Annotated in this window: 16 protein-coding genes; 13 read left to right on the top strand and 3 right to left on the bottom strand. The window is 40.1% G+C overall.

What is annotated here, in order from left to right; all coding sequences use genetic code 11:
• Nucleotides 1-225: 225 nt before the first annotated feature.
• Both CW745_RS05405 and CW745_RS05400 read right to left on the bottom strand, forming a co-directional pair.
• Nucleotides 226-3408: an efflux RND transporter permease subunit gene (locus CW745_RS05405; protein WP_101107492.1), complete on the bottom strand. Its 3183-nt coding sequence runs from the start codon at nt 3406-3408 to the stop codon at nt 226-228.
• Nucleotides 3408-4436, bottom strand: coding sequence for an efflux RND transporter periplasmic adaptor subunit (locus CW745_RS05400; protein WP_101107491.1), 1029 nt, complete (start codon nt 4434-4436; stop codon nt 3408-3410). The genes CW745_RS05405 and CW745_RS05400 overlap by 1 nt, the downstream gene beginning before the upstream one ends.
• Nucleotides 4437-4549: 113 nt before the next feature.
• Here CW745_RS05400 and mazG point away from each other — a divergent pair, with 113 nt between their 5' ends.
• The 4 genes from mazG to ampD all read left to right on the top strand — a co-directional run bounded on the left by mazG (nt 4550) and on the right by ampD (nt 9437).
• Entirely contained in the window at nt 4550-5365 is an 816-nt protein-coding gene (gene mazG / locus CW745_RS05395) for a nucleoside triphosphate pyrophosphohydrolase (protein WP_101107490.1), read from the top strand.
• A 201-nt stretch (nt 5366-5566) separates the two neighbouring features.
• Nucleotides 5567-7204, top strand: a complete 1638-nt coding sequence (locus tag CW745_RS05390) for a CTP synthase (RefSeq protein ID WP_101107489.1) — start codon at nt 5567-5569, stop codon at nt 7202-7204.
• 144 nt (nt 7205-7348) lie between these two features.
• Entirely contained in the window at nt 7349-8647 is a 1299-nt protein-coding gene (gene eno / locus CW745_RS05385) for a phosphopyruvate hydratase (RefSeq protein ID WP_101107488.1), read from the top strand.
• Between the two features lie 223 nt (nt 8648-8870).
• Nucleotides 8871-9437 (top strand): 1,6-anhydro-N-acetylmuramyl-L-alanine amidase AmpD, encoded by a 567-nt coding sequence (ampD, locus tag CW745_RS05380; RefSeq protein ID WP_238596702.1) that lies wholly within the window; start codon nt 8871-8873, stop codon nt 9435-9437.
• Here the strand turns inward: ampD and CW745_RS05375 are convergent.
• On the bottom strand, nt 9429-12788 hold the full coding sequence (locus CW745_RS05375) for a response regulator (RefSeq protein WP_202973157.1): 3360 nt from the start codon (nt 12786-12788) through the stop codon (nt 9429-9431). The genes ampD and CW745_RS05375 overlap by 9 nt on opposite strands.
• 683 nt (nt 12789-13471) lie before the next feature.
• On the opposite strand from CW745_RS05375, the gene CW745_RS05370 reads away from it, so the two are divergent.
• From CW745_RS05370 to CW745_RS05330, 9 genes are all read left to right on the top strand, one after another.
• Nucleotides 13472-15142, top strand: a complete 1671-nt coding sequence (locus CW745_RS05370; protein WP_101107486.1) for an ABC transporter substrate-binding protein — start codon at nt 13472-13474, stop codon at nt 15140-15142.
• A gap of 229 nt (nt 15143-15371) precedes the next feature.
• Entirely contained in the window at nt 15372-16355 is a 984-nt protein-coding gene (locus CW745_RS05365; RefSeq protein ID WP_101107485.1) for an ABC transporter permease, read from the top strand.
• 4 nt (nt 16356-16359) lie between these two features.
• Nucleotides 16360-17406, top strand: coding sequence for an ABC transporter permease (locus tag CW745_RS05360; protein WP_101107484.1), 1047 nt, complete (start codon nt 16360-16362; stop codon nt 17404-17406).
• Nucleotides 17406-18419: an ABC transporter ATP-binding protein gene (locus CW745_RS05355; protein ID WP_101107483.1), complete on the top strand. Its 1014-nt coding sequence runs from the start codon at nt 17406-17408 to the stop codon at nt 18417-18419. The genes CW745_RS05360 and CW745_RS05355 overlap by 1 nt, the downstream gene beginning before the upstream one ends.
• A gap of 30 nt (nt 18420-18449) precedes the next feature.
• On the top strand, nt 18450-19445 hold the full coding sequence (locus CW745_RS05350) for an ABC transporter ATP-binding protein (protein ID WP_101107482.1): 996 nt from the start codon (nt 18450-18452) through the stop codon (nt 19443-19445).
• Nucleotides 19446-19527: 82 nt separating this feature from the next.
• A complete protein-coding gene (locus tag CW745_RS05345) occupies nt 19528-21237 on the top strand; it encodes a glycoside hydrolase family 9 protein (RefSeq protein WP_101107481.1) in 1710 nt (569 codons plus the stop codon).
• 105 nt (nt 21238-21342) lie between these two features.
• Nucleotides 21343-22218, top strand: coding sequence for an N-acetylglucosamine kinase (locus CW745_RS05340; protein ID WP_101107480.1), 876 nt, complete (start codon nt 21343-21345; stop codon nt 22216-22218).
• 9 nt (nt 22219-22227) lie between these two features.
• A complete protein-coding gene (locus CW745_RS05335) occupies nt 22228-24138 on the top strand; it encodes a beta-N-acetylhexosaminidase (RefSeq protein WP_101107479.1) in 1911 nt (636 codons plus the stop codon).
• A 127-nt stretch (nt 24139-24265) separates the two neighbouring features.
• Entirely contained in the window at nt 24266-26671 is a 2406-nt protein-coding gene (locus CW745_RS05330) for a N,N'-diacetylchitobiose phosphorylase (RefSeq protein ID WP_101107478.1), read from the top strand.
• The last annotated feature ends 164 nt before the right edge of the window (nt 26672-26835 follow it).

The raw sequence follows: 26835 nt of genomic DNA, 5'->3' as shown, positions 1-26835 counted from the left end.
TCTGTGAAAGCGAAGCGCTCTGTGCCCTCTGTGGTTAGCGTCTTAAGCTTTAGCAGAATTCACCGAAAGCACCGAGAAAACCAACAAGAATATCATGATGTTTTCTCTGTGAAAGCGAAGCGCTCTGTGTCCTCTGTGGTGGCGCTTACTATTACGCATTTATCACTGATGAGTCACATGTGAAAGCGAAGCGCTCTGTGTCTTCTGTGGTGGACGCTATCCTTTTCATTCTTTTTCAAACTTTTTATGCATAAAGCTGTAATAAAGCACTGGAATAATTACCAATGTTAATACTGTTGAAATTAGAATCCCGAAAATTAAACTGATTGCTAATCCGCCAAAGATAGGATCATCTAAAATAAAGAAGGCGCCAATCATGGCGGCTAAACCAGTTAATATAATTGGTTTAGCACGCACCGCCCCAGAGTGGATCACCGCTTCTTTGAAAGGTTTACCACTGGTGGTTTCATGATTAATAAAATCAACTAAGAGAATAGAGTTACGCACAATAATCCCTGCAAGTGCGATCATGCCTATCATCGATGTCGCAGTGAACTGTTGCCCTAATAACGCGTGACCGGGCATGACCCCAATAACCGTTAGTGGAATCGGCGCCATAATAACCAGTGGTACAATGTAGGAACGAAACTGCGCGACAACTAATAGGTAAATAAGGATCATACCAACTGCGTAGGCAATGCCCATATCACGAAATGTCTCATAGGTGATCTTCCATTCCCCATCCCATAATACTGCAACTTCACTAGTGCCTTTAGGCTGGTCGATAAAAGACTGTTCGATATCTAAGCCACTCTCAATAATTCGCTGATAAATATCAAACATGCCATAAAGCGGACTATCTAACGGCCCTGCCATATCGGCGGTGACCATGATCATTGGGATCATGTTTTTATGCATGATTGGTTTTTGCATCTGGGTGTTTTCAATCTTCACTACCTCGGAAAGTGCGATCAATTGACCATTTAGGCTAGTTAACTTCAAGGTTAAAAGTTGTTCTAAATTAACTTTGTCTCCCTCTTTAAGCTGCAAACGGATCGCAATCGGGTACTTTTGGTTATCGCTATGCAAAATATTAATATCTTTGCCTCCCACCGAGGTAGTGACAGCATCAACGATATTGCCATAGGGAATACCTAGTCTGCTTGCCTTAGCGCGATCAATATTCACCTGCCACTTTTGCTGGTCATCTGGATACATTTTATCAATATCTACAACATCATCGGCATCATGGAACAGTGCCTCAATTTTTAAGGCTGTTTGCTCACGTATCTCCTGATTAGGCCCGTAAATCTCTGCCACCAATGGTGACCAAACAGGTGGCCCAGGCGGTACTTCTACCACTTTTACATTAGCCTGATAAGGCTCAGCAATCTCTTGTAATTTTTTGCGTACACTTAGCGCGATTTCATGACTACTGCGTTGACGATCATTCTTATCCACTAGGTTAACCTGAATATCACCTAGCTCAGCACTGCTACGTAGATCATAATGACGAATCAAACCATTAAAGTTAATCGGCGCTGCAGTGCCGGCATAGAGTTGATAGTCTTTTATCTCAGGAATGGTGGCGATAACCGTGCTTAAGTCTACTAATAAGCGCTGCGTTTGCTCAACGGGGCTACCTTCCGGAAGATCAACAGTGACTTGAAACTCCGACTTATTATCAAAGGGCAACATTTTCATGACAACCAGTTGCTTGAAGGGCAGTAATACAGAGCTAGCAATCAATATGATAACGCCGAAAAATAATAACCAGCGCGCTTTTCGTGCGTTGTCACCAATAATAAAGGTACCCACCAATTTATTAAAAAGGCGTGTCATGAAGTCGGTATTTTGTTTTGTGTTAGTCACCACTTCTGAAGGTTTATGATGCTTGAGCAGTTTTGCACTTAACCAAGGTGAAAGCACGAAAGCAACCGCCAAGGAAATTAACATTCCCATACTTGCGTTGATAGGAATAGGGCTCATATATGGGCCCATTAAGCCACTCACAAAGGCCATAGGTAAAAGGGCTGCGATAACGGTTAATGTGGCAAGAATCGTAGGGCCACCGACTTCATCAACGGCAACAGGAATTATTTCGAGTAATTTTTTACTGCTTAATTGCATGTGGCGATGTATATTTTCAACGACCACAATGGCATCATCGACTAAAATACCAATAGAAAATATCAATGCAAATAGAGATACACGATTAAGAGTAAAACCATATGCCCAGGAGGCAAACAGCGTAATGGTTAAGGTGATGGTGATCGCGACACCAACGACAATTGCTTCTCGCCATCCCATGGTTAATAGCACTAATACGATTACTGCACTGGTCGCAAAAATCAGTTTGCCAATCAGGGTGTCTGATTTATCTTTTGCCGTCGCGCCATAATCGCGGGCGAGTGTGACTTCAATGTTATCAGGAATAAGTCTGTTATCTAATTCAGCGAGGCGCTTTGCAATTGCCTGTGTTACATCAACCGCATTTTTGCCGGGCTGTTTTGCTATCGCAAGCGTAACCGCCGGATAGAGTTTATCTCCTTCGCCATGCAGTACATTCTGATGGGGAATATCACCTGCAAGTGTTATTTCAGCTACATCTTGTAAATAAACGGGAAAGCCGTTTTCCACGGAGACAATTAGTTTTTGAACTTCACTGATATTCTGTAAGAACTGGCCTGTTTGTACTTTAATAAGCTGATTATTTTGCACTAAAGACACGGCATTAGAGCGCATATTATTACTACCTAGTACCTGATTAATAGCATCATAACTCACCCCAAAGCTGTTCATTTTGATTGGATCAATACGAATATTTAAGGTTAATAGGTGTCTACCAATAGTAAAAACATCTCGCGTACCAGCAATATGTTTCAGTTCGCTTTCAAGACCGTGTGCAACCTGTGTTAATTGCTGTGGTGTAACTTGTTTATCCTTCGACCACAAAGTGACGGCTGAAATAGGTACATCATCAATGGCACGTGGTTTAATCAGTGGTTGCCCGATACCTGCATTTTGTGGCAATTTATCCATATTGCTATAAATCTGATTATATAGATTCACTATCGCATCATTACGCGCTACACCTACTTTAAACACCACAATAAGCATCGCACCATCGTGATCTGAAAAAGAGTAGGTCATATCAATTCCGTCTATTTCAGAAATAATCTGCTCTAATGGTGTAGTGACTAAGTTTTCAACTTCCTTTGGACTTGCGCCAGGGAAAGGAACAAAAATATCCGCAAAAGTAACATCAATTTGTGGCTCTTCCTCCTTCGGCGTGACAATAATAGCGAAAAAGCCAAGTAATAAGCCGACAATAGCAAGTAGCGGGGTGATTGCTGAATTTTGAAAGCTGGCTGCAACTCTGCCAGAGATATTAAGCTGCTTATTCATTATTGAGGCTCCAAGCTTTGTAATTGCTGATAGGCATCTACACTAATTTTATCGCCACTTTGTAATCCGGCTAATACTTCTACAAAATCGCCACTTTTATTACCCAAGCGCACCTGCGTTAATATGGCTTTACCGTTTACATTTCGATAAACAGCAGTTAGCTCATTATTAGTCAGCACGGCACTGTTTGGAATTAAAATTGATGAACGTTTACCACTAGAAAACTGTGCTTTAACCCACATTCCTGGTAGCAGTAGCTTATCGGTTTTAGGTAAGTTTATGCGTATTTTAAAGGCATGAGATTGCTGGTCAGCATAACTAAACAGCGTGATCTTATCAGAGTAAAGCTGGCTACCATCTGGTAACGTTACAATAAAAGATGGGTTATCACGTAATACGTTTAAATAACGTTGAGGAATTTCACTGACTACGCGTAGGTTATCCAGTGACATGCCAGAAAAAAGAGGCTCACCGAGATTAACGGTCTCCCCCACTTCGACGTGTCGCTCTGTTACCACCCCAGAGAAAGGTGCTTTTACAATGGTATAATTTAAAGACTCTTTGGCTTGAATTAAATTAGCCTGTGCCGCTTTTATTTGCTGTTGAGTCGTATTTGCCGTCGCTTCTGCTTGATCTAATTGGCCCTGTGAAATAGCCCCCTTAGGGAACAGTTTTTTATAACGTGCATAGGTAAGTTGCGCTTCGTTATAGCTTGCTTTCGCACTTAACAGTTGTGCTTCACTCGCTGCTAATTGAGCTCCCTGTTCTTTATTGGTTATTTCAAGTAATACTTCGCCTTTACGAACATAATCGTTATTGTCAAAGTTAATTTTAATAATACGCCCGGTTGTTTGTGACGATAAAGTCGCTTTATCGATCGCTTCCACTGTCGCATCAAGTTGTACCATCTGTTCGCTCTCGGCATTATTGACCGTATATAGCGTGTCAGCGAAAAGCTGATTGCTATATAATATTGAAAATAATAGGCTGATAATGAATGTACGTCGGTGATTAAATTGACTGTGCATGATCGGTCCCTGTTAATGAATAATACATTTATTAGATTATACTAATAAAGTAAAGTCTAATTATCAAGTCGTTCATCATTTTATTAATAAGAAAAAATCATTTAGAGGCAATTATGAGAGATGTGGATAGTTTACAGCAGTTATTGATAATAATGGCCCGTTTACGAGATCCTGAAACGGGTTGCCCATGGGATAAAAAACAAACTTTTGCATCCGTTGTTCCTCATACTATCGAAGAAGTATACGAACTTGCAGATGCCATTGAGCAACAAGACTTTTCAGATCTAAAGGGAGAGCTAGGCGATCTGCTTTTTCAGGTGGTATTTTATGCGCAAATAGCTAAAGAGCAGGGCTTGTTTGAATTTTCAGATATATTAGAAACGCTCAATGAAAAGCTAGTACGCCGTCACCCTCATGTCTTTAGCGAAGCACGTTTTGAGAATGAAAAAGCGGTTCATGCAAACTGGGAAAAAGAGAAGCAAAAAGAGCGTTTATTAAAAGCGAAACAGATGCAGCAGGCTGAGAGTGTATTAGATAATATCCCTTTAGCTTTACCTGCGCTAAATCGTGCGCATAAAATTCAGAAACGTTGCGCTAATGTTGGCTTTGATTGGGCAGAACTTGACCCAGTTGTCGCTAAAATCCATGAAGAGATTGATGAAGTTTTAGTGGAAGTAAAGCGAACCGATTTAACGGAACAAGAAAAACAGGCACGTGTTGAAGATGAATTAGGAGATTTACTTTTTGCTAATGTTAATTTAGTACGTCACTTAAATGCCAATCCTGAAACTGTATTACGTCAAGCAAATCAGAAGTTTGAAAAACGTTTTCGTTTAGTTGAGCAAGCGGTCGAAAAACAGGGCAAAAAAATGCAAGACTGTAGCCTCACTGAGCTAGATGGAATTTGGAATGAAATTAAAAAATTATAAATTATAAACAGTGCAAGATCTTTTTAAAAAGATTGTTCAAAATGAGAGGTCTTGCTATACTGCATTCCCATCTAAACGTTCTATTTTCTAAATAATTTAAAACTGTCATCTAAGCATCACTTATAGTCTATAAGGTGATGTTTTGTGCATTTTAAAAAGAAAATAGCAGCTCTTACACTCTCATACATTTTCAGGGTTACTATGACGACAAAATATATTTTCGTAACGGGTGGGGTAGTTTCTTCACTTGGTAAAGGTATTGCAGCGGGATCTTTAGCTGCTATTTTAGAAGCGCGTGGCCTTGATGTTACCATTTTAAAACTTGACCCATATATTAACGTTGACCCTGGCACAATGAGCCCAACACAACATGGTGAAGTATTTGTAACCGATGATGGTGCTGAAACTGATTTAGATTTGGGGCATTACGAGCGTTTTGTGCGCACCAAAATGACCAAGCGTAATAACTTTACTACTGGTCGCGTTTATTCTGAAGTATTAGCGAAAGAGCGTCGCGGTGATTACCTTGGCGCAACGATTCAAGTTATCCCTCATATCACTAATGAAATTCAAGATCGTGTAATTGCTGGAGGAGAAGGCCACGATATTGCTATTGTTGAACTTGGTGGCACGGTAGGTGATATTGAATCACAGCCTTTCCTTGAAGCGATTCGTCAATTAGGCCTAAAAGTAGGCCGTGAAAATGCAATGTTTATGCATTTAACACTGCTTCCTTACTTAAAAACAGCCGGTGAAGTAAAAACTAAACCGACTCAACATTCTGTGAAAGAGTTACGTAGTTTAGGTATTCAGCCTGATATTCTTATCTGTCGTAGTGAAGTAAGTTTTCCTGCCAATGAGCGTGCTAAGATCGCATTATTCTGTAATGTTCAAGAGAAATCTGTAATTTCATTACGTGATGTAGATTCAATCTATAAAATTCCGGCTTTATTAAAAGCGCAAGGCCTTGATGAAATCTGTATCAAACGTTTCGGGTTAAACTGTCCAGAAGCAGACTTGAGCGAATGGTCACAGGTTGTTTCTGAAGAAGCTAATACCTCTAATGAAGTCGTTATCGGTATGGTTGGTAAATATATTGAGCTACCAGATGCTTATAAATCAGTGAATGAAGCACTTAAGCACGGTGGCTTGAAAAACGCTGCAAAAGTAAAAATTAAATACATCGACTCTCAAGATGTTGAAATTAAAGGTGTTGAAATACTTAAAAATGTCGATGCGATTCTTGTCCCTGGTGGCTTCGGTGAGCGTGGCATTGAAGGTAAAATTTTAGCAGCTGAATATGCGCGTGAAAACAAAGTACCTTATTTAGGTATCTGTTTAGGTATGCAAGTGGCATTAATCGAATATGCTCGAAATGTAGCAGGGCTTATTAATGCGCACTCAACAGAGTTCGATCCAACAACAGAACAACCGGTTGTTGGTTTAATCACGGAATGGATCGATAAATCTGGTGAGGTAGAATTACGTACTGAAAACTCGGACTTAGGTGGGACAATGCGCGTTGGTTCTCAGAAGTGTCATTTAAAAGCGGGCTCTAAAGTACTGGAAATGTATGGTAGCAAAGAGATTTTTGAGCGTCATCGTCACCGTTACGAAGTAAACAACAATCTGTTGCCAATCCTGAAAAAAGCGGGACTGGAAGTAACTGGGTTGTCGGAAGATAAAAAATTAGTAGAGATTATTGAAAACCCAAATCATCCTTGGTTTGTTGCTGCGCAATTCCATCCAGAGTTCACATCAACACCGCGAGATGGGCATCCTTTGTTTAAAGGTTTCATAAAATCTGCGATAGATCATCAACAAGGTCGATTTAATTAGTTTTTGTTGACAGAGCATGAAATTTTGTTAGAAACTTACGAAATAACGTGTTACTCAGTTACATCCTAGCTGGGATGTAACAAGCTAGAAAAATGTAATAGAAGCAAAATTTTTAAACTTTTTTAAAATACTAAAGGAAACATTATGTCTAATATCGTAAAAGTACTTGGTCGTGAAATCATGGATTCACGTGGTAACCCAACTGTAGAAGCTGAAGTTCACTTAGCTGACGGTTCTATCGGTATGGCTGCTGCACCATCAGGTGCTTCTACTGGTTCACGTGAAGCACTTGAGCTACGTGACGGTGATAAAGCGCGTTACTTAGGTAAAGGTGTTCTTAAAGCTGTTGAAGCTGTAAACGGTCCAATCGCTGAAGCACTAGCTGGTAAAGATGCACTAGCACAAGCTGAACTTGACCAAATCATGATCGACCTAGACGGTACTGAGAACAAAGCTAAATTTGGCGCAAACGCTATCCTAGCTGTTTCTCTAGCTGCAGCTAAAGCTGCTGCAACTTCTAAGAAGGTGCCTCTATACGCTCACATCGCTGACCTAAACGGTACTTCTGGTGTTTACTCTATGCCTCTTCCAATGATGAACATCATCAATGGTGGTGAGCATGCAGATAACTCTGTAGATATTCAAGAATTCATGGTTCAACCTGTTGGCGCTGCTAACTTCCGTGAAGGCCTACGTATGGGTGCTGAAGTATTCCATAGCCTTGCTAAAGTACTTAAAGCTGGCGGTCACTCAACTGCTGTTGGTGATGAAGGTGGTTTCGCGCCAAACCTTGAGTCTAACGAAGCTGCACTTGCTGCAATCGAAACAGCTGTTGCAAACGCTGGCTACGAGCTAGGTAAAGACATCACTCTAGCGATGGATTGTGCTGCATCTGAGTTCTTTGATAAAGAAGCAAACATTTACGATCTTAAAGGTGAAGGTAAAAAATTCACTTCTGAAGAGTTTAACTTCTTCTTACAAGATCTTACTAACAAGTACCCAATCGTATCTATCGAAGATGGTCTTGACGAGTCTGACTGGGATGGTTTCGCACACCAAACTAAACTAATGGGTGACAAAATCCAATTAGTTGGTGACGATCTATTCGTAACAAACACTAAGATTCTTAAGCGTGGTATCGACAACGGTATTGCTAACTCAATCTTAATCAAGTTCAACCAAATCGGTTCTTTAACTGAAACTTTAGCTGCAATCAAAATGGCTAAAGACGCTGGTTTCACTGTTGTTATCTCTCACCGTTCTGGTGAAACTGAAGATGCAACAATTGCTGATCTAGCTGTTGGTACTGCTGCAGGCCAAATCAAAACTGGTTCTCTAAGCCGTTCTGACCGTGTTGCTAAGTACAACCAACTTCTACGTATCGAAGAAGCTCTAGGTTCAAAAGCACCTTACAACGGTCTTAAAGAAGTTAAAGGTCAGTAATCACTGATTTGTAACTTAAGCTGTCAGCTATTAGCTTTCAGCTGACTGTTTTAAAGTCCTCGCTTTGCGGGGATTTTTTTTGCCTGTAGAAAAGCTAGAAAGCTGTAAGGACTTAAGCTAGAGGCTTGAGGGCCAGAAGCATGAAGGCTTGAAAGAGAGAGGAACTTGAATCTTATGAATACTGTGTTACATTTTTGTTATGTGGAATAAGCTTGGAGTGAATTTGATAGATATAACAGGCGTTTATGATAAAGCGATACAATTAACGTCACCTTTTTTCAATGAGCGTCCTGAGAGTGTGCAAGTGAGCTTATTGGTAGTTCATTGTATTAGCTTGCCGGAAGGCGTATATGGCGGTAAACAGATAGAGCAACTTTTTACTGGGTGCTTAGATTGTAATCAACACCCTAGTTTTAGTGATTTAGAGGGGCTTGAAGTGTCTGCACATTGCGTAATTCGTCGAGATGGGCGTGTAGAACAATATGTCCCCTTTGATAAACGTGCTTGGCATGCAGGAGTATCAAGTTTTGATGGTGTTGAGGCATGTAATGATTACTCAATTGGCATCGAACTAGAAGGTACAGATAAATCTGCTTATACACGAGCACAATATAAAGCCCTATCTGAGTTAACAGTAGAACTGCTAAACCACTATCCATTATTAACCAAACAACGAATCATTGGTCATAGTGGCATTGCCCCAGGGCGAAAAAGTGACCCGGGGTACCTTTTTGATTGGGGGTATTACTTTAGCTTATTACCCCAAGATAATACGATTGGATTAGGCTAATAGCTTTTGAAGCTGTAAACGTAACTTTTCTATTTTCTCACGTTGCTTATTCTCTGCGTTGCAATGGTCTAATACATAATCAATAGTGCTGAGTACCGTTCGCCAACGTGGCGTTTTGGGTAGTGTTTCTATGTGCAGGTATTTATCTAGCGTGCGAGTTTGTAACGTGCTTCTATCAAGATAAACTCGCCAAAGTTGGCTTTGTTCTGCAAGTTCAAACTTTGTTTTTCCACTTTCACTTTCCCAATAGTTCATGACCTGAGTCATGACATCCACCAAAAGCTCACGTTTGAGTTGTTTTTTATCGTTACCTTTACCTTCTGCTTTATCAACTAGTCGCGTGAACTCTCCTCCTAGTTCTTTAAGTGTTTGTAACTGTTCACTGTTACCGTCAAATGCATAGCTAGAAAGTGCGTCAACAGCTACTTCTAGATTGTTGATGCGTTGTACATCATAATTATTGTCAGTGCAAAAAACGAGTAAGGAATGCAAGCCGGACTGTTTGGGAAGTGGGATAACTGAAGCGGTGATACTTGTTACCTTGCCATCAATATAAATATCCAATTCATTGGTTTGTTTATCATAATGTTCGATACTGCGTTTAATTAAAATATCATCAAGGCTATAGCGTTGCAGTTGTTGTGGGCTGCGTTTAAATAACTTACCAGCATTATGATTAGCAAAGTGTATTTTTTCATCAAAACGGATACAAAGAATCGCGTCAGGACTATGCTCTAAGAGACTTAGTAGGTGTTGTTGTGTCTCTAATAAACATGCTTCGACGAGCTCATGCTCTTTTAGGGTATGTTCAAGGTGCTTATTTTGACTACTTAATGTTTGAGTTTGTGTCGCTTGTAAATGGGCATTAATTCGAGCGGAAATCTCTTTTTGGCTAAAAGGTTTATTAACGTAATCATTTGCACCTACTTCAAAGCCACGTATTCTGTCTTTACTCTGACTGAGTGCAGTTAACATAATAATGGGGAGTTCGCTGCTATTATGCAGTTTACGGATTTCCTGACATACTTCGTAGCCACTCATGCCCGGCATCATAACATCCAGAAGTAACAATGCAGGTTGCTCTTCTGCAAGTAACTCTAATGTTTCTGGTCCATTCATTGCCGTTTTGACGCGGAACCCTTCTAAACGCAGGAAGCTCATTAATACCTGTAAATTAACTGCTTCATCATCTGCAACCAATAGTAATGGGGCGTCCGGATTATTAGGTAATGAATCGGTTGTTACATTAACTTGCTGATAAGGAATTGGTGCTTGAAAATGTTGTGCTGTTGGGAAACTATTTTCTTTACCTTCTATTTCTGATGCAATAGGGAGGGTAAAGCTAAAAGTAGTGCCGATATGCTGCTGACTACTAACATAAAGGTTGCCACCCATCAGTTCAATAAGTTGGCGACTTATTGATAATCCCAAGCCAGCCCCTTGACGGTAATAAGGGCTATCGACTGTTGCTTGACTTAATGGCTCAAATATCTGATCAAGTTGTGCCGCATCAATACCATGTCCGGTATCAATAACTTGTACTTGTACCTTATCATCAAGCACTTTAGAGCAGATAATTATTTTACCTTCAACGGTATACTTAATAGCATTACCAATTAGGTTGTAAAGGACTTGTTCAAGGCGCTGTTCATCAGCAATAACGAGCACTAAATCATCTGGGATTTGATTAATAATACGAAGAGGTTTGTTATCCAGTAAATGTTTAGACAGCTCTAAAACAAGATGGACAGCCGAGGAAAGGTCAACAGCATTTTTATTGATATATAGGTTACCATAACGCATTTTATGGTAATCAAGTAGGTCATCTACAAGGTGCGCTAAACGGTGTCCACTGTTGTTAATGACTTCAAGCTGATATTGCTGCTCAGTAGTAAGGCTTCCATAAGCCCCAGAGCGAAGGGTTTCAGTAATGCCTAGCATGCCATGAAGTGGCGTACGCAGTTCGTGTGAGGTCGTTGCCAAGAATTCATCTTTAAGTTTGTCGGTTAACTGCAAGTCATTATTCTGTTGCTGGATTAGGGTGAGGTTGGTTTCTAACTCCTCTTTTTGTTCATTAATAAGTTGCAGTTTTTCGCGGATAGAACGCTTCATCCGTGCAAAACTAATCGCTAAACGGCCAATTTCATCCATGCGTTGTGTACCACTTACTCGCTGATTGAGATCTCCTGCCGCAATTCGTTCAGCAATCCACGCTAGATTAAGAATAGGTGCGGTGATTGAATTAGATAAATAGTGAGAACCAATAATTACCATCGTGAGAGCAACAACTAAAGTTAACATAAAAACACTTTCAAGTTGCCTAATACGTGCATACGCAGATTTCTCTGGTAGTTCAATTGCAAGTGCCCATATTTTTCCCTGCACCGTTATTGGTGTAAAGGCGGCTAATATATTTTCACCAGCAATATTTTTGAAGCTATCGACAGAAGTAAAGCCATTAACTGCTTGAGCAATACTTTCATCACGCATCGTTAAGTTTTCACCTTCATCTAATTTGATACGTGAAATAGATTGTGTATCGGTTAAGAGGGTGTTCATTTGCCCAATATTGGACTTTTTCAATAAATAAGTTAATTTGCTATTGTCTAATTTAAAAAAGACAAAGCTATGTCGAAATCCCTGTTCAGTAATAGGGGCTGCAAACCAAGCAATTTGTTGATTATCCTCCTCACTAAAATCAGAGAAAATAACTGGAATACCTTTTTGATCATTTCTTTGTAATTGTTGAGATAAACGTCTGAAAGTATCGGCCAGTGAACTATTTTGAAATTTACCATCGATAAGATTCGTTCCATATTCGGCATTCTTTTTTGCAGAATAGACAACGGTTCCTTGTAAATTAACCAGTAAAATATCTGTGAAATCATAGTTAGTTAGCAGATCAAGGTATCGATGATGGTAACGTTTATGAATCAAACGGTAACGTTCACTTCCAGTAAAATTGGGTGCGTCACTGTTGACTACATTATTTTTTTGATCGCCACTGCCTAGTATATAACGCGACTGCGCATGTAATTGTGCCTCCTGTTCATTTCTCCCGAGGTGTTCAAAGGCTGAAACTAACCCATAAAATCTACCTCCGCTTGAAATCCCTAATTCAGAGCGTGCAAAGCTACGTACCTTAGATTCTTGGCTTTTGAAATAATTTTGTATTTGTAACTCTTGGCTATCACGTAATGCGGTAAGTTGAATTTTACTTTGTTCGGTTAGATCTTGGCTTTGTGTATAAAGAAAAAAAAGAGAAATAAGAGTTAAAGGGATAATGCTAAGCGCAAGAAAGGCTAACATAACTGTATTTTTGAGTTTATTGTTTTGTTGCTTTGTATACATTAATTTGAAACCAAGTTAGTGACTAAAATAAAGAGATAAAAGTGAAAGTAATAGCTGTTTTTTTATTCTTTCTTATATAAAAAGCAATGAGTTTTAATGTCCATTAATCGATATTAATTAAGTGTAAAAAGGCTGTTTATTTGCTTTGAAATTAAATGCTAATTTATCATGAAATAGTCTGCCATTTTAATAAATTAACGTTTTTGCCAAGCATCTTTCACAAAGTGCGAGCAGGGTCACAACGAATCGGCAAAACTAGTTAATTTTATTGTTTTTTACCTTTGTTAAAAACTTGTTTTACTGTTTGACGTTTTGTTTTGATTTATTTTGGGTGCTTTGGGGTTTGTGGTTACTAACTTTTGTGTTTTTTGTTTTTAAGGTAAAAGTGATCTAAAGCAAAGAAGTAAGCTAAATGGCGCTTGTTGAAAAAACTAATAATAACGTTTTTAACGTTGTTTTAAGTTATATTGACGTTTTTTACGTGGGGGTGTATTGACTCTTGTTCGAGAGTGTAGTTTTCTACACCCCACAAGCCGTGCACAAAAATATTTTAATATATTATCAGTGTTGGTTTTGAAACGGATTTGTTGCTATGAATCTACTCAAGAATGAGGCTGTTTATAGTTAATAAATGTAAATACGTATAATTATTAATTGTTAGAATAAATAGTAAGGATTACTAAATGTTTGCCAATTTTAAAAAAACGAAAATCACAGCGCTAGTATTAGCAGCATCTGCTACATTAGCTCCTCAAGTTGCAGTTGCAAAAAGTGAAGTAACAATCGTTCCTGATTTTTACCCAACTTTAATCCGTAACTTTAACCCGTTCCTAGCTACAAACCTACGTACAACTACTGACTTCATTTATGAGCCAATGGCTGTATTCAACGAAATGAAAGGTAATACTCCTGTATTTCGTTTAGCAACTGGTTTCGAAATGGCTAAAGACCTTAAGTCTGTAACATTCGATATCCGTGAAGGTGTTAAATGGTCTGACGGTGAAAAATACACTGCAGATGATGTTGTTTATACATTCAACCTTCTTAAAAACAACCCAGGTCTAGACCAAACTGGTGCGAACAAAATCGTAACTGGCGCGAAGAAAGTTAACGAATACAAAGTTGAGTTTACACTTGCTGAAGCTAACTCAAATGCACCTTACGAAATCGTTAAAGTACCTGTTGTTCCACAACACATCTGGTCAAAAATTGATAAGCCTGAAGAGTTTATGAATGAAAATCCAGTAGGTACTGGTCCTTTCACTGCAATTGAAACGTTTACTCCTACGCTATACGTTCAATGTACAGAAGCAACTTACTGGGACGCTGACAATCTAGATGTTGATTGTATCCGTATGCCACAAATTGCTAACAACGATCAGTTCCTTGCTAAAGCAATCAACTCTGAAATCGATTGGTCTTCATCTTTCATCCCAGATATGGATAAGACTTACGCTTCTAAGAGCCCTAACCACAAATACTGGTTAACGCCAGCTGGTACTCAAGCGTTTGTTGTTAACTTCAAGAACCCAGATGCAGCGAAAAACGAAGCATTAACTAACGTTGACTTCCGTCGTGCATTCTCAATGGCTATTGACCGTCAAACAATCATCGACATCGCATTCTACGGTGCTGGTGTAACAAATGATTTCGCTTCTGGTCTTGGTTACGCTTTCGAAGCATGGTCTGATGAAGCAGTACATAACAAGTACAAAAAATTCAACACATACAACGTTGAAGGTGCTCAAGCACTACTTGCTAAAGCTGGCTTTAAAGATTTAAATGATGATGGTTTCGTTGAAACTCCATCTGGTAAATCTTTTGTTCTTGAAATTCAATCGCCAAATGGCTGGTCTGATTTCAACAACACAGTACAACTTGCTGTTGAGCAACTAGAAGAAGTTGGTATCCAAGCTAAAGCACGTACTCCTGATTTCGCTGTTTACAACAAAGCGATGCAAGATGCGACTTACGATGTAGCTTACACTAACTACTTCCACGGTTCTGACCCATACACATACTGGGACAGCGCTTACAACTCTAAATTCCAAAACTCTGCATCGCCACGTTTCGCAATGCACCATTGGAAAAACGAGAAAGTTGATTCTTTATTAGGTAGCTTCTACAAAACTGCTGATAAAGCAGAGCAACTTAAAATGGCTCACGAAATCCAAGCAATCATTGCTGAAGATCAAGTGACTATCCCTGTAATGTCTGGTCTATACAACTTCCAGTACAACACAGGCCGTTTTGCAGGTTGGTGGAACGAGAAGAACCCAGGTGGCCGTCCAATGATTTGGGCTGGTATTCCTGAGCGTCTACTTCAAGTGTTAGACTTAAAACCGGTTAAATAATCGGTTTTCGAAAGGCACACATTGTGTGCCTTTTTTAATTAAGCTCCTTTATGTTACGAGCTTGTTAAGACAGTTAAATAGTTTGTAGATTTATGGCACACAAGTGCGGTGCCTTTCTTTTTCTTCCCGATTTTTATTATTATGACTAGAAAGTCGTAATTCATTTTTTCCATATTCCATATGCCACTTAAAGAAGTGGACAAAGTAATGGATTATTAAGGTGTAAGTTATGGGGTTTTTCTTAAGACGTTTATCGTTTTACTTTATTGCGTTGCTATTTGCGGCAACCTTGAACTTTATTATTCCGCGCGCGATGCCAGGTGACCCAGTTACCATGATGTTCGCGAATGCAACTGTACAGGTAACGCCTGAGCGTATTGCAGCGATGAAAGAGCTACTAGGCTTTGTAGATGGTCCTCTTTATGTACAATTTGGTATGTACTTAAAAAGTGTTTTAACCTGGGACTTAGGTGTTTCAGTACAATTTTACCCACTATCAGTAAATACAGTACTGGGGAATGCAGTTGGTTGGTCACTATTTTTAGCTGGTAGTGCGGTACTATTGTCATTCACGATGGGTTCTATCTTAGGTATTTTTGCTGCTTGGAAACGTGGCAGTAAGTTCGATACCATTTTCTCCCCTGGTATGTTGGTTATTCAAGCGGTACCTCAGGTTGTAACAGCAATGTTGTTACTCTTTGTATTTGCAATTAGTCTGCGATGGTTCCCGACTAGTTACGCATATACTCCTGGTGTAACACCTGACTGGACTAGCTGGACCTTTATTAAAGATGTTGCTTACCATGCTGTTTTACCATTACTTGGTGCAACGATTGTACAAGTTGGTGGTTTCTTAATCGCAATGCGTAACAACATGATTAACTTGTTAGGTGAAGATTACATCACCATGGCAAAAGGTAAGGGCCTAAGCGAAAACCGTGTTGTATTTAACTACGCTGCACGTAACGCAATGCTACCAAGTGTAACTGCACTTTCTATGTCACTCGGTATGGCAATCGGTGGTCAAATGATTATTGAAATCATCTTTAACTACCCAGGTCTTGGTACAGTACTGTTAAACGCAATCAATGCACGTGATTATCAGGTACTACAAGGTCAGTTACTAGTTATGACATTGTTTATGTTGTTCTTCAACTTACTAGCGGACATGCTTTATGTATTGCTAGATCCTCGCCTTCGTAAGGGAGCATAAAACTATGAAAGGTATTATTAATATATTGAAAAATAACAATAAAGCGTTATTTGGTTCAATTATTCTATTTACGTTTATCTTTATGGCTGTCTTCGCGCCATTAATTACTGGTCACGTTCCAGACAAGCGTACGGGTAAACCACATGAGTACCCAAGTATGGTTGTTAAAATTGCACAAGCATCTCCGGATGGTTGGGTTGCAACTAACTTAGCAAATGACAAACGTACTATGTTAATGTCGAAAAAAGCTGAGCATGTTATGGGTACATCACGTATGGGCCGCGATATTTGGTCACAGCTTGCATACGGTGCACGTGTATCACTAGCGGTAGGTTTTGGTGCTGGTATCGTTGTATGTTTCTTAGCGACAATTATCGGTATCTCTGCTGGTTACTTTGGCGGACGCGTTGATGATATTTTATCAGCTGCAATGAACGTCATGTTAGTAATCCCACAATACCCATTACTATTTGTACTAGCTGCTTTCATCGGTGAAGCGGGACCTTTAACCATTGCTCTGATTATTGGTTTCACATCCTGGGCATGGGGCGCACGTGTAATACGCGCTCAAACAATGTCTTTAAGTGAAAAAGAGTTTGTAAAAGCTGCTGAAGTATTAGGTGAGTCTCGTATACGTATTATCTTTATCGAGATACTACCAAACCTTATCTCTATCGTAGGTGCAAGTTTCATCGGTTCTGTAATGTATGCAATCATGATGGAAGCAACTATTTCGTTCTTAGGTCTTGGTGACCCAGGTACAATCAGTTGGGGAATCATGCTGTATAACGTACAAACATCATCTTCAATGTTGATTGGCGCATGGTGGGAATTAATGGCACCTTGTGGTGCACTGATTACACTTTCGATTGGTCTTGCACTGTTAAACTTCGCGGTAGATGAAATTGCGAATCCACAACTACGTTCAAACCCTGGTATGAAACGTTTTGCAAAAATGCAAAAAGCAGATCAAAAAGCACGTGCCGCTCATGTAAAAGCTGAAGCGCCACACTTTCCTGGTGAAAAAGACTTAGCAAGGGATGCAAAATAATGACTACTCCACAAATTTCAATCCGCAACCTTTGTGTTGACTACATCACCGCAGCGGGCGATGTAAGAGCTGTAAATAACGTAAGCTTTGATATTGGTAAGGGCGAAGTATTCGGTCTAGCCGGTGAGTCTGGCTGTGGTAAATCAACGATTGCATTTGCTTTAATGCGTCTACATAAGCCACCCGCATTTATTAGTGGCGGTGAAGTATTCTTTGCCGATGATGATGGCAAAATGAATGACATCATGAAACTGAGCGATGGTGAGATGACTGTGTTCCGTTGGAGCCAAATGTCGATGGTATTCCAAAGTGCAATGAATGCATTGAATCCGGTAATTCCAATCGTTGATCAGTTCACCGACGTTATCATGCGCCATACGAATAAAAATAAGTATGAAGCAGTTAAACGCGCTGAACAGTTATTACAAATTGTAGATATCCATCCAAATCGTTTAACGGATTACCCGCACCAATTTTCAGGCGGTATGCGTCAACGTTTGGTTATCGCGATTGCCTTAGCGCTTAATCCAAAACTAATCATTATGGATGAGCCAACAACGGCACTTGATGTTGTTGTACAACGTGAAATTCTACAAAAAATCTACGCACTAAAAGAAGAGTTTGGTTTCTCAATTCTATTCATTACGCATGATTTATCATTAATGGTAGAGTTCTCAGACCGTATCGGCATCATGTATTCTGGTCAGCTAATCGAAGTGGCAAGTGCGCAAGATATTTTGAAAAATCCGTATCACCCATATACACATGGTTTAGGTAACTCTTTCCCATCGTTAACTGGGCCTAAAGCAGAATTAATTGGTATTCCTGGTAATCCACTGAATCTGTTAGATATTCCAACTGGCTGTCGCTTCCAAGCACGTTGTACACGTGTTGAAGAAGTTTGCCGTACTACCGCTAACCCGCTACGCGAAATTGAAGCTGGACATATGTCTAACTGTCATTTAGCGAAAGCAGGTGAAGCAATCAAGTTCGTTGAAGTTGAAACAGCGTAGACAGACCATCGGATTTAGAAGGAAAAAATTATGAGTGAAAAATATGGCGAGTTACTGATTGAAGGCAAGAACATCATAAAAGATTTCAAGGTCAGCAGTAACGCTTTAAAACAGCCAATGATGCGTGCATCTAATGATGTATCGTTCAAAATGTACAAAAGTCGCGGTATGTCGGTAGTAGGTGAATCAGGATCTGGTAAATCAACTATCGCGAAGATGATTGCAAAAATGTATGCACCAACGAGCGGTGAAATTTTATACCGTGGTCGCGACATTCAAACAATTAAAAAGCACGCTGACCTAATGAAATACCGTGAAGGTGTTCAAATGGTATGGCAAGACCCGTTTGGTTCTTTAAACCCAACGCATAATATATTCCATCATATTGCGCGCCCGTTAAAGATTCACAAAAAAGTAACACCGGGTAACGATAAAGAACTACAAGAGCGTATTTACGATCTGCTTGAGCAAGTTGGTTTAAACCCTGCTAAAGAAACGGCTGCCAAGTTCCCGCATCAGCTGTCAGGTGGACAGCGTCAACGTGTTAACTTAGCGCGAAATATTGCAGTAGGTGCAGAGGTTGTATTAGCCGATGAGCCGACTTCAATGCTTGACGTTTCTATCCGTGCAGGTGTACTAAACCTAATGGAAGAGATGAAGTCTGAACGTAAAATGTCATTACTTTACATCACGCATGATATCGCAACAGCACGTTACATCGCTGAAGATTTATGTGTAATGTACGTAGGACACATGGTTGAATGGGGCGATACAGATGAAATCATTCATCGTCCACAACATCCATATACGCAGCTTCTTGTTTCTGCTGTGCCTGATCCAAGCAAATCTATCCATAGCAAGCTTGAAGGTAATAAGGGTGAAATCCCACTTTGGACGCCAGATTCAATCGGTTGTCCATTTGCTGGTCGTTGTTTACATGCAACACAACGCTGTAAAGATGAGTTACCTGGTGTAACACAACTTGCAGAAAACCACTTTGTGCGTTGTCATTTGCACGATCAGTAGTTGAATACACCACTCAACTCTCCTTAGAGTGGTGATTTAGTTATCCCCGAGTAAATACTCGGGGATGTTTTTAGGGGGTTAAGTGAAATTACTTACCAATCATATCGGTTATGAATGTGTTGGGGCAAAGCAAGCAGTTCTGCAAACTGAAACACGTTTAAACATCTCGCAAATAGAATTAGTATCCGCCACTAGCGGAGAAGCAATCCAACATCTTCCCATTTTATCATCCGGCACTGTCGACCAATGGTCACAAGGTTATTTTTACCTCATTGATTTCTCTGATTTTCAAACTGCTGGTCACTATTTTTTACGTCTTGATAATGTTCAATCTCACTCTTTTGAAATAGGGACTGGCCTTTTAATGGGGCACTGCTTTTCTGATCTTTTACATTATTTCAAAGGGCAACGTTGTGGTGGCATTTACGATAAGCATGATCATCAAGCGTTAGTTTTAGGAAGTGATAAAAAAGTAGACGTGCATGGCGGCTGGTATGATGCTTCAGGTGATTTAAGTAAATATTTTAGTCATCTTTCTTTTGCTAATTACATGAACCCACAGCAGATCCCTATGATTGTATGGAATATGTTTAAAGGTTTAGACCTGCTTAAAAATAACAACGAATTTGCTAAATATTCAGTCGTACGCTTACAAGAAGAGGCCATTTTTGGTGCCGACTTCATTATGCGTATGCAAAGTGAAAGCGGTTATTTCTACACTACGGTTTTTGATAAGTGGAGCAAAGATCCCACGCAGCGTGAATTATGCGCCTATGAAAGGCAATCAGGTGATAAAACCGAAGATTACCAAGCTGCATTTCGTCAAGGTGCTGGAATTGCTATCGCTGCGCTTGCCGTTGCATACCGAAGACCCACTGGTGGTGAATTTACTGCTGAACAGTATTTAAACGCTGCTGAAAAAGCTTATTGGCATCTTGTTGAACATAATCATCTTTATTGCAATGACGGTGTCGCTAACATTATCGATGAATACTGTGCTTTGATGGCTACTGTTGAGTTGTATAGCAGTAGTGCAGACCAAAAATACTTACAACAAGCTCGATTATGGGCTGATAAACTAACACTTCGTCAGAAATCCGATGAACAGCAGTTGCATTTTTGGGCTGCCAATAGTGATGGCTCTCGTCCCTACTTCCATGCGGCAGAAGCTGGCCTTCCTGTTATTGCATTAAGTCAATACGTTGAGATAGAAGACGACGTTGAATTGCAACAAAATACAATTCAAGTGATTACCAATGCATTAAAATTTGAATTATCGATCAGCAGTGAAGTTTTCAACCCATTTGATTACCCAAGGCAATATGTTAAAGGTGTCAATGAAACAAAACGTAGTGCTTTTTTCATCAGTCATAACAATGAGAGTGGTTATTGGTGGCAAGGCGAAAATGCGCGTTTAGGCTCTTTAGCTTCAATGGTGCATTTAAGTAAAAAACACCTAACTGATGAACAACTTATTACTTCGCTCGACGCTTATGCCCAGTCAGCTTTAAATTGGATTGTCGGTTTAAATCCGTATGACATGTGTATGTTTGATGGTGTGGGTTATAACAATCCCGATTATCTTCCAGATCTTGGCTTCTTTAATGCTAAAGGTGGTGTATGTAACGGTATTACTAGTGGTTTTGATAATGAGTCAGATATTGCGTTTAAGCCACAAGACCAAGCTGATGATATGTTGCAAAATTGGCGTTGGGGTGAACAGTGGATCCCCCATGGTGGTTGGTTCTTACTCGCGATCATGGCACAATATTCAACAGTTTCCATTGGCTAGTTTGAGCTAAATGTTGAGTAGAATAAAACAAATGGGGACGTTCCCATTCTTTGTTTTGTAGTTTACTATTAAGTATAATTTACCAGCAAAAGAGTGAGGTTTACGATGACAGAATGGACAGTTGGAATTGATGGTGGCGGTACATCTTGCCGTGCACGTATTTGTAACGCAAAAGGTGAAGTCTTAAGCGATGCAAAAACAGGTAGCGCCAATATTTTATTAGGTGTACAAGTTGCCATGGATTCAATTATTGAAGCAATATTGCTTGCTAGTCGACAAGCAGGTTTAACTGAATCTCATTTTAAAGATATGCATGTAGGGTTAGCGCTTGCAGGGGCAGAGCAAAAATCAGCTTGGCTTGAGTTTATGAAACTACCACACCCTTTTGCGAGCTTAACGTTGAATACTGATGCGTATGGCGCTTGCTTAGGCGCACATAATGGAGCAGATGGTGCAATCATGATTGCTGGTACTGGCTCCTGTGGTATTTTAATCAAAGAGGGCGAACAATATATTGTTGGTGGTCGAGAGTTTCCTATCTCTGATCAAGGCGGTGGAGCGGTAACTGGTTTGCGCCTTATCCAACATGTACTGCTTGCTTATGATGGTATTAAGGCACGAACCGAGTTAGTCGATCATGTACTTGATCATTTTAATAACGACCTTGATCAGATAGTAGATTGGTCTAAATCAGCAAGACCTTGTGATTATGGACAATTTTCACCCGCTATTTTTAAATATGCTAAAGCAGGTGATCGTGTTGCAGTTAATCTTCTTAAGCAGTGCGCTGAAGATATCGATATGTTTTTATTGGCCCTTCATAAACGTGGAGCAAATAAAATTGCTTTGATGGGCAGTATTGGTGAGCGTATTGTCGATTGGTTAGAGCCAACGGTAAGAGAATGGTTAGTGCAACCACAGGGTGATGCGATGAACGGTGCATTGATGATGGCCGGAAATCCTGAACATAATTTGTATTAATAGGCTTATATGAAAAATTTCTCACTTGATATTGCTGTCTTAAACAGCAAAGACAATTTAATACAGTTAACACTGCATAATTTAACTGATGCGCCATTACAAGATTGGTTGCTAACCTTAGACTTTGCTCGCTTTATTTTCCCTGAGTCAATGAGCAAAGGTCATGTCGAACAAATTGGTACGTTTACCAAAATTACGCCAAGCGAAAATGAAGTGATCAAAGCGGGTGATTATTATCAAATCACTTTTACAATTAAGTCTGCGCCTTTCACTAATTATGAATGTGGTGTACGTGAAGGTTATATCAGTAGTGCCCAAGATAATTTTGTAACACATCATCCATTAAGTGTTTCACAGATCACACTACAACTTCCAGATGTAAAGCCTGTTGATAAAATAACGACTAAAGCTGCTGACATTTCGTTAATTCCAAAAGTAAATCAATTAACAGTTCAACAAGGGCAGTTTCAATTAGCTGACATGTTGGCGTTTACTGTAAGTTGTGAACAGGCAAAGTTGGCTAGCCATTGGTTAGTTGATGAGCTCCGTTATGCAGCGCAATTAACGCCGGCAACCAGTTGTGATGCGAATCTTGAATTCAACTTTGCTAAATCGTTACAAGCGGGAGAATACAAACTGACTGTAAGTGATACGGCAATTGATATTGAGGCTTCTTCTGAGTCTGGTTTTATTCATGCTGTTGCAAGCTTATTACAATTAGTGAAAACCGATAGCGAAGGACAGTATTTCTTGAGCTGTGTGGAAGTTAAGGATAAACCACGTTTTGATTATCGCGGTTTAATGCTTGATTGTTCTCGCCATTTTCACTCTATTGCGACGGTCAAACGTTTAATCAATCAAATGGCACACTTTAAATTAAACCACTTTCATTGGCACTTTACTGATGATGAAGGCTGGCGTTTAGAGATAAATGCTTTCCCACAATTAACCGATATTGGTGCTTGGCGTGGTCCAGGCACTGCGTTAGAAGCACAATTTTCACATTTAACTGAAAAGTACGGTGGTTACTATCGTCAAGCAGAAGTTAAAGAGGTGATTGAGTACGCGGCCAAACGTGGTATTACAGTTGTGCCTGAAATTGATATCCCTGGTCATTGTCGTGCAGCTATTAAATCATTGCCAGAACTGCTGGTTGATACGGATGACAAATCCGAATATCGTAGCATACAAGCTTATACAGATAATGTGTTATCACCAGCTCTAGAGGGGACTTATCAATTTTTAGATGCGGTCATTGATGAAGTTTGTGCGCTATTCCCTTCACCTTATATTCATATCGGTGCAGATGAAGTACCTAAAGGTGTATGGGAAAAAAGTGCTAAGTGTCAAGCCCTCATGAAAGCGCATGGTTACAGTGAAGAGATGGAATTACAGGGGCATTTATTGCGTCATGTCGAAAATAGAATAAAAAGCAATGGCAAACGTATGTTTGGCTGGGAAGAGGTCAAGTTTGGCGATAAAGTAAGTAAAAATACAGTTATCTTTTCTTGGATAAGTGAAGAGGCTGCTCTTGAGTGTGTTAACCGCGGTTTTGACGTAGTGATGCAACCAAGTAAATATACCTACTTTGATATCGTGCAAGACTTTGCGCCCGAAGAGCTAGGTGTTGATTGGGCTGGTACATTGCCACTTGAACAGGCTTACGGTTATGAACCGTTAGCTGATCTAAAAAGTGATGACCCACTGCGTGAGCATATTATGGGCGTACAGTGCGCATTATGGTCAGAGGTCGTATTAACACAAGATCGTATTGATCATATGTTTTTCCCCCGTCTATTAGCGACTGCCGAAGTGGCTTGGTCTGCTACGCAGGATAAAAACTGGGGGGATTTCTGTGCCCGTTTACAGGCACAAAAGCCCTATTTTGAGCGTAATAAAATCAATTATAGAAAGTTTTAATTGTAGCGGGTAAAGGTAAATATTTACCTGCAAACAACGTTTTACGAGATAATCATATATCTATAAATTGTGCACATAAATTTAATTTTGTAAGTAAAAATGTTTCATAACAATGTAAGGAAATACAATGAAATACGGTTTTTTTGATGATGCAAACAGAGAGTACGTAATAACGCGTCCTGACACACCAGCGCCATGGACGAACTATTTAGGTACTGAAAAATTCTGTACGGTTATCTCTCATAATGCAGGTGGTTACTCATTCTACAACTCTCCAGAGTACAATCGTGTAACTAAATTCCGTCCAAACGCGTCATTTGACCGCCCTGGACATTACGTTTACCTTCGTGATGACGAGACTGGTGATTACTGGTCAATCTCATGGCAGCCTGTTGCTAAGAGCTTAGACGAAGCGAACTACGAAGTTCGTCACGGTCTTTCTTACTCTAAATTTAAATGTGAATACAATGGTATCACTGCGACTAAAACATTATTCGTACCAAAAGGCGAAGACGCAGAAGTATGGGATGTTACTATTGAAAATACGGGTGATAAGCCACGTACTATCTCTGCATTCTCTTTTGTTGAGTTCTCTTTCTCACACATCCAGTCTGATAATCAAAACCACCAGATGTCTTTGTACTCTGCGGGTACTTCATACAATGATGGCGTTTTAGAATACGACCTTTACTACAATACCGATGACTTTGAAGGTTTCTACTACCTAGCATCTACGTTTGATCCTGATTCATACGATGGTCAACGTGATGCATTCTTAGGTCGTTACCGTGACGAAGCAAATCCAATTGCAGTTGAAAATGGTAAATGTTCTAACTCTGCGCAAACGTGTAACAACCACTGTGGTTCACTTCACAAGCAATTTGTTATCCAGCCAGGCGAAAAAGTACGTTTCGCATTTGTACTTGGTCTAGGTAAAGGTAACGGCGATCGCTTACGTAAGAAGTACCAAGATTTAGCAAATGTAGATGCTGCTTTCCAAGGTATTCTTGATCACTGGGAAGAGCGTTGCAGCAAATTCCAAGTTAAATCACCAAACGCGGGTCTTGATTCAATGATCAATGCGTGGACGTTATACCAAGCTGAAACATGTGTTGTATGGTCGCGTTTCGCTTCGTTTATTGAGGTAGGTGGTCGTACAGGTCTTGGTTACCGTGATACAGCGCAAGACGCTATCTCAGTACCGCATGCTAACCCGAAAATGACACGTAAGCGTTTAGTTGACTTATTACGTGGTCAAGTTAAAGAAGGTTACGGTTTACACCTATTTGATCCAGATTGGTTCGATCCAGAAAAAGCAGACGTTGTACCATCTAAATCTCCAACAGTTGTACCAACGCCATCTGATGATGACAAAATCCACGGTATCGAAGACACCTGTTCTGATGACCATTTATGGATCGTACCTACAATCTGTAAATATGTAATGGAATCTGGCGAAGATAGCTTCTTTGACGAAGTAATTCCTTACGCTAACGGCGGTGAAGCAACAGTATATGACCATATGAAAGCAGCGTTAGACTTCTCTGCTGAATACGTCGGCCAAACAGGTATCTGTAAAGGTTTACGTGCTGACTGGAATGACTGTCTAAACCTAGGTGGCGGTGAGTCATCAATGGTTTCTTTCCTACATTATTGGGCACTGCAGGAGTTTTTAGAACTTGCTAAGCACTTAGGTAAAGAAGATGACGTTGCTAAATACACTGCAATGGCTGAAGGCGTGCAAAAAGCGTGTGAAGAAGTACTTTGGGATGACGAGGGTGGTTGGTACATCCGTGGTCTAACTAAAGATGGCGACAAAATTGGTACTGCACAACAAACTGAAGGTCGCGTTCACTTAGAGTCAAACACACTTGCTGTATTGTCTGGTGCGGTTTCTCAAGAACGTGGTGAGCGTGCAATGGACAGTGTTGATGAGCACTTATACTCAGAGTTCGGTCTACACCTAAACTCACCTTCATTCTCAACACCAAATGATGACATCGGTTTTGTAACGCGTGTATACCAAGGTGTTAAAGAGAACGGTGCTATCTTCTCGCATCCAAACCCATGGGCTTGGGTAGCTGAAGCTAAATTAGGTCGTGGTGATCGTGCAATGAAGTTCTACGATGCACTTAACCCTTACAACCAAAATGAGAATATGGATCAACGTGTTGTTGAACCTTACTCATACGTACAGTTCATTATGGGTCGTGATCATCAAGACCACGGTCGTGCTAACCACCCATGGTTAACAGGTACTTCTGGTTGGGCTTACTTCGCGGTAACTAACTTTATTCTAGGTGTGCGTTTAGGCTTTGACGGCCTAATCGTTGATCCATGTATTCCAACTGACTGGCCTGGTTTTGAAGTTTCACGTAAATGGCGTGATGCAACATTCAACATTGAAGTTAAAAATCCAAGCAATGTAAGTAAAGGTGTTAAATCTATTACATTAAACGGCGTTGAAGTTGAAGGTGCAATCCCAGTACAAGCTGCGGGTTCTGTTAACGAAGTAATCGTGACTATGGGCTAATTACTTGCTGTATCAATCGATTACGGCGTTAGGCGCTGATGTTTATGCGGATATAAACGTCAATCACCTGCCTTGTACTCGAATGATACTAGTGCGTAATTGCAATTGATTTTAGGGAGCTTCGGCTCCCTTTGTCAGTAGAGACTATTCAAAAAAGCTTTTCA

The sequence above is a fragment of the Psychromonas sp. psych-6C06 genome (assembly GCF_002835465.1).
Classification (GTDB): domain Bacteria; phylum Pseudomonadota; class Gammaproteobacteria; order Enterobacterales; family Psychromonadaceae; genus Psychromonas.
Note: the sequence above shows the minus strand (reverse complement) of the source record. Positions and strands in the feature narration are given on the sequence as shown.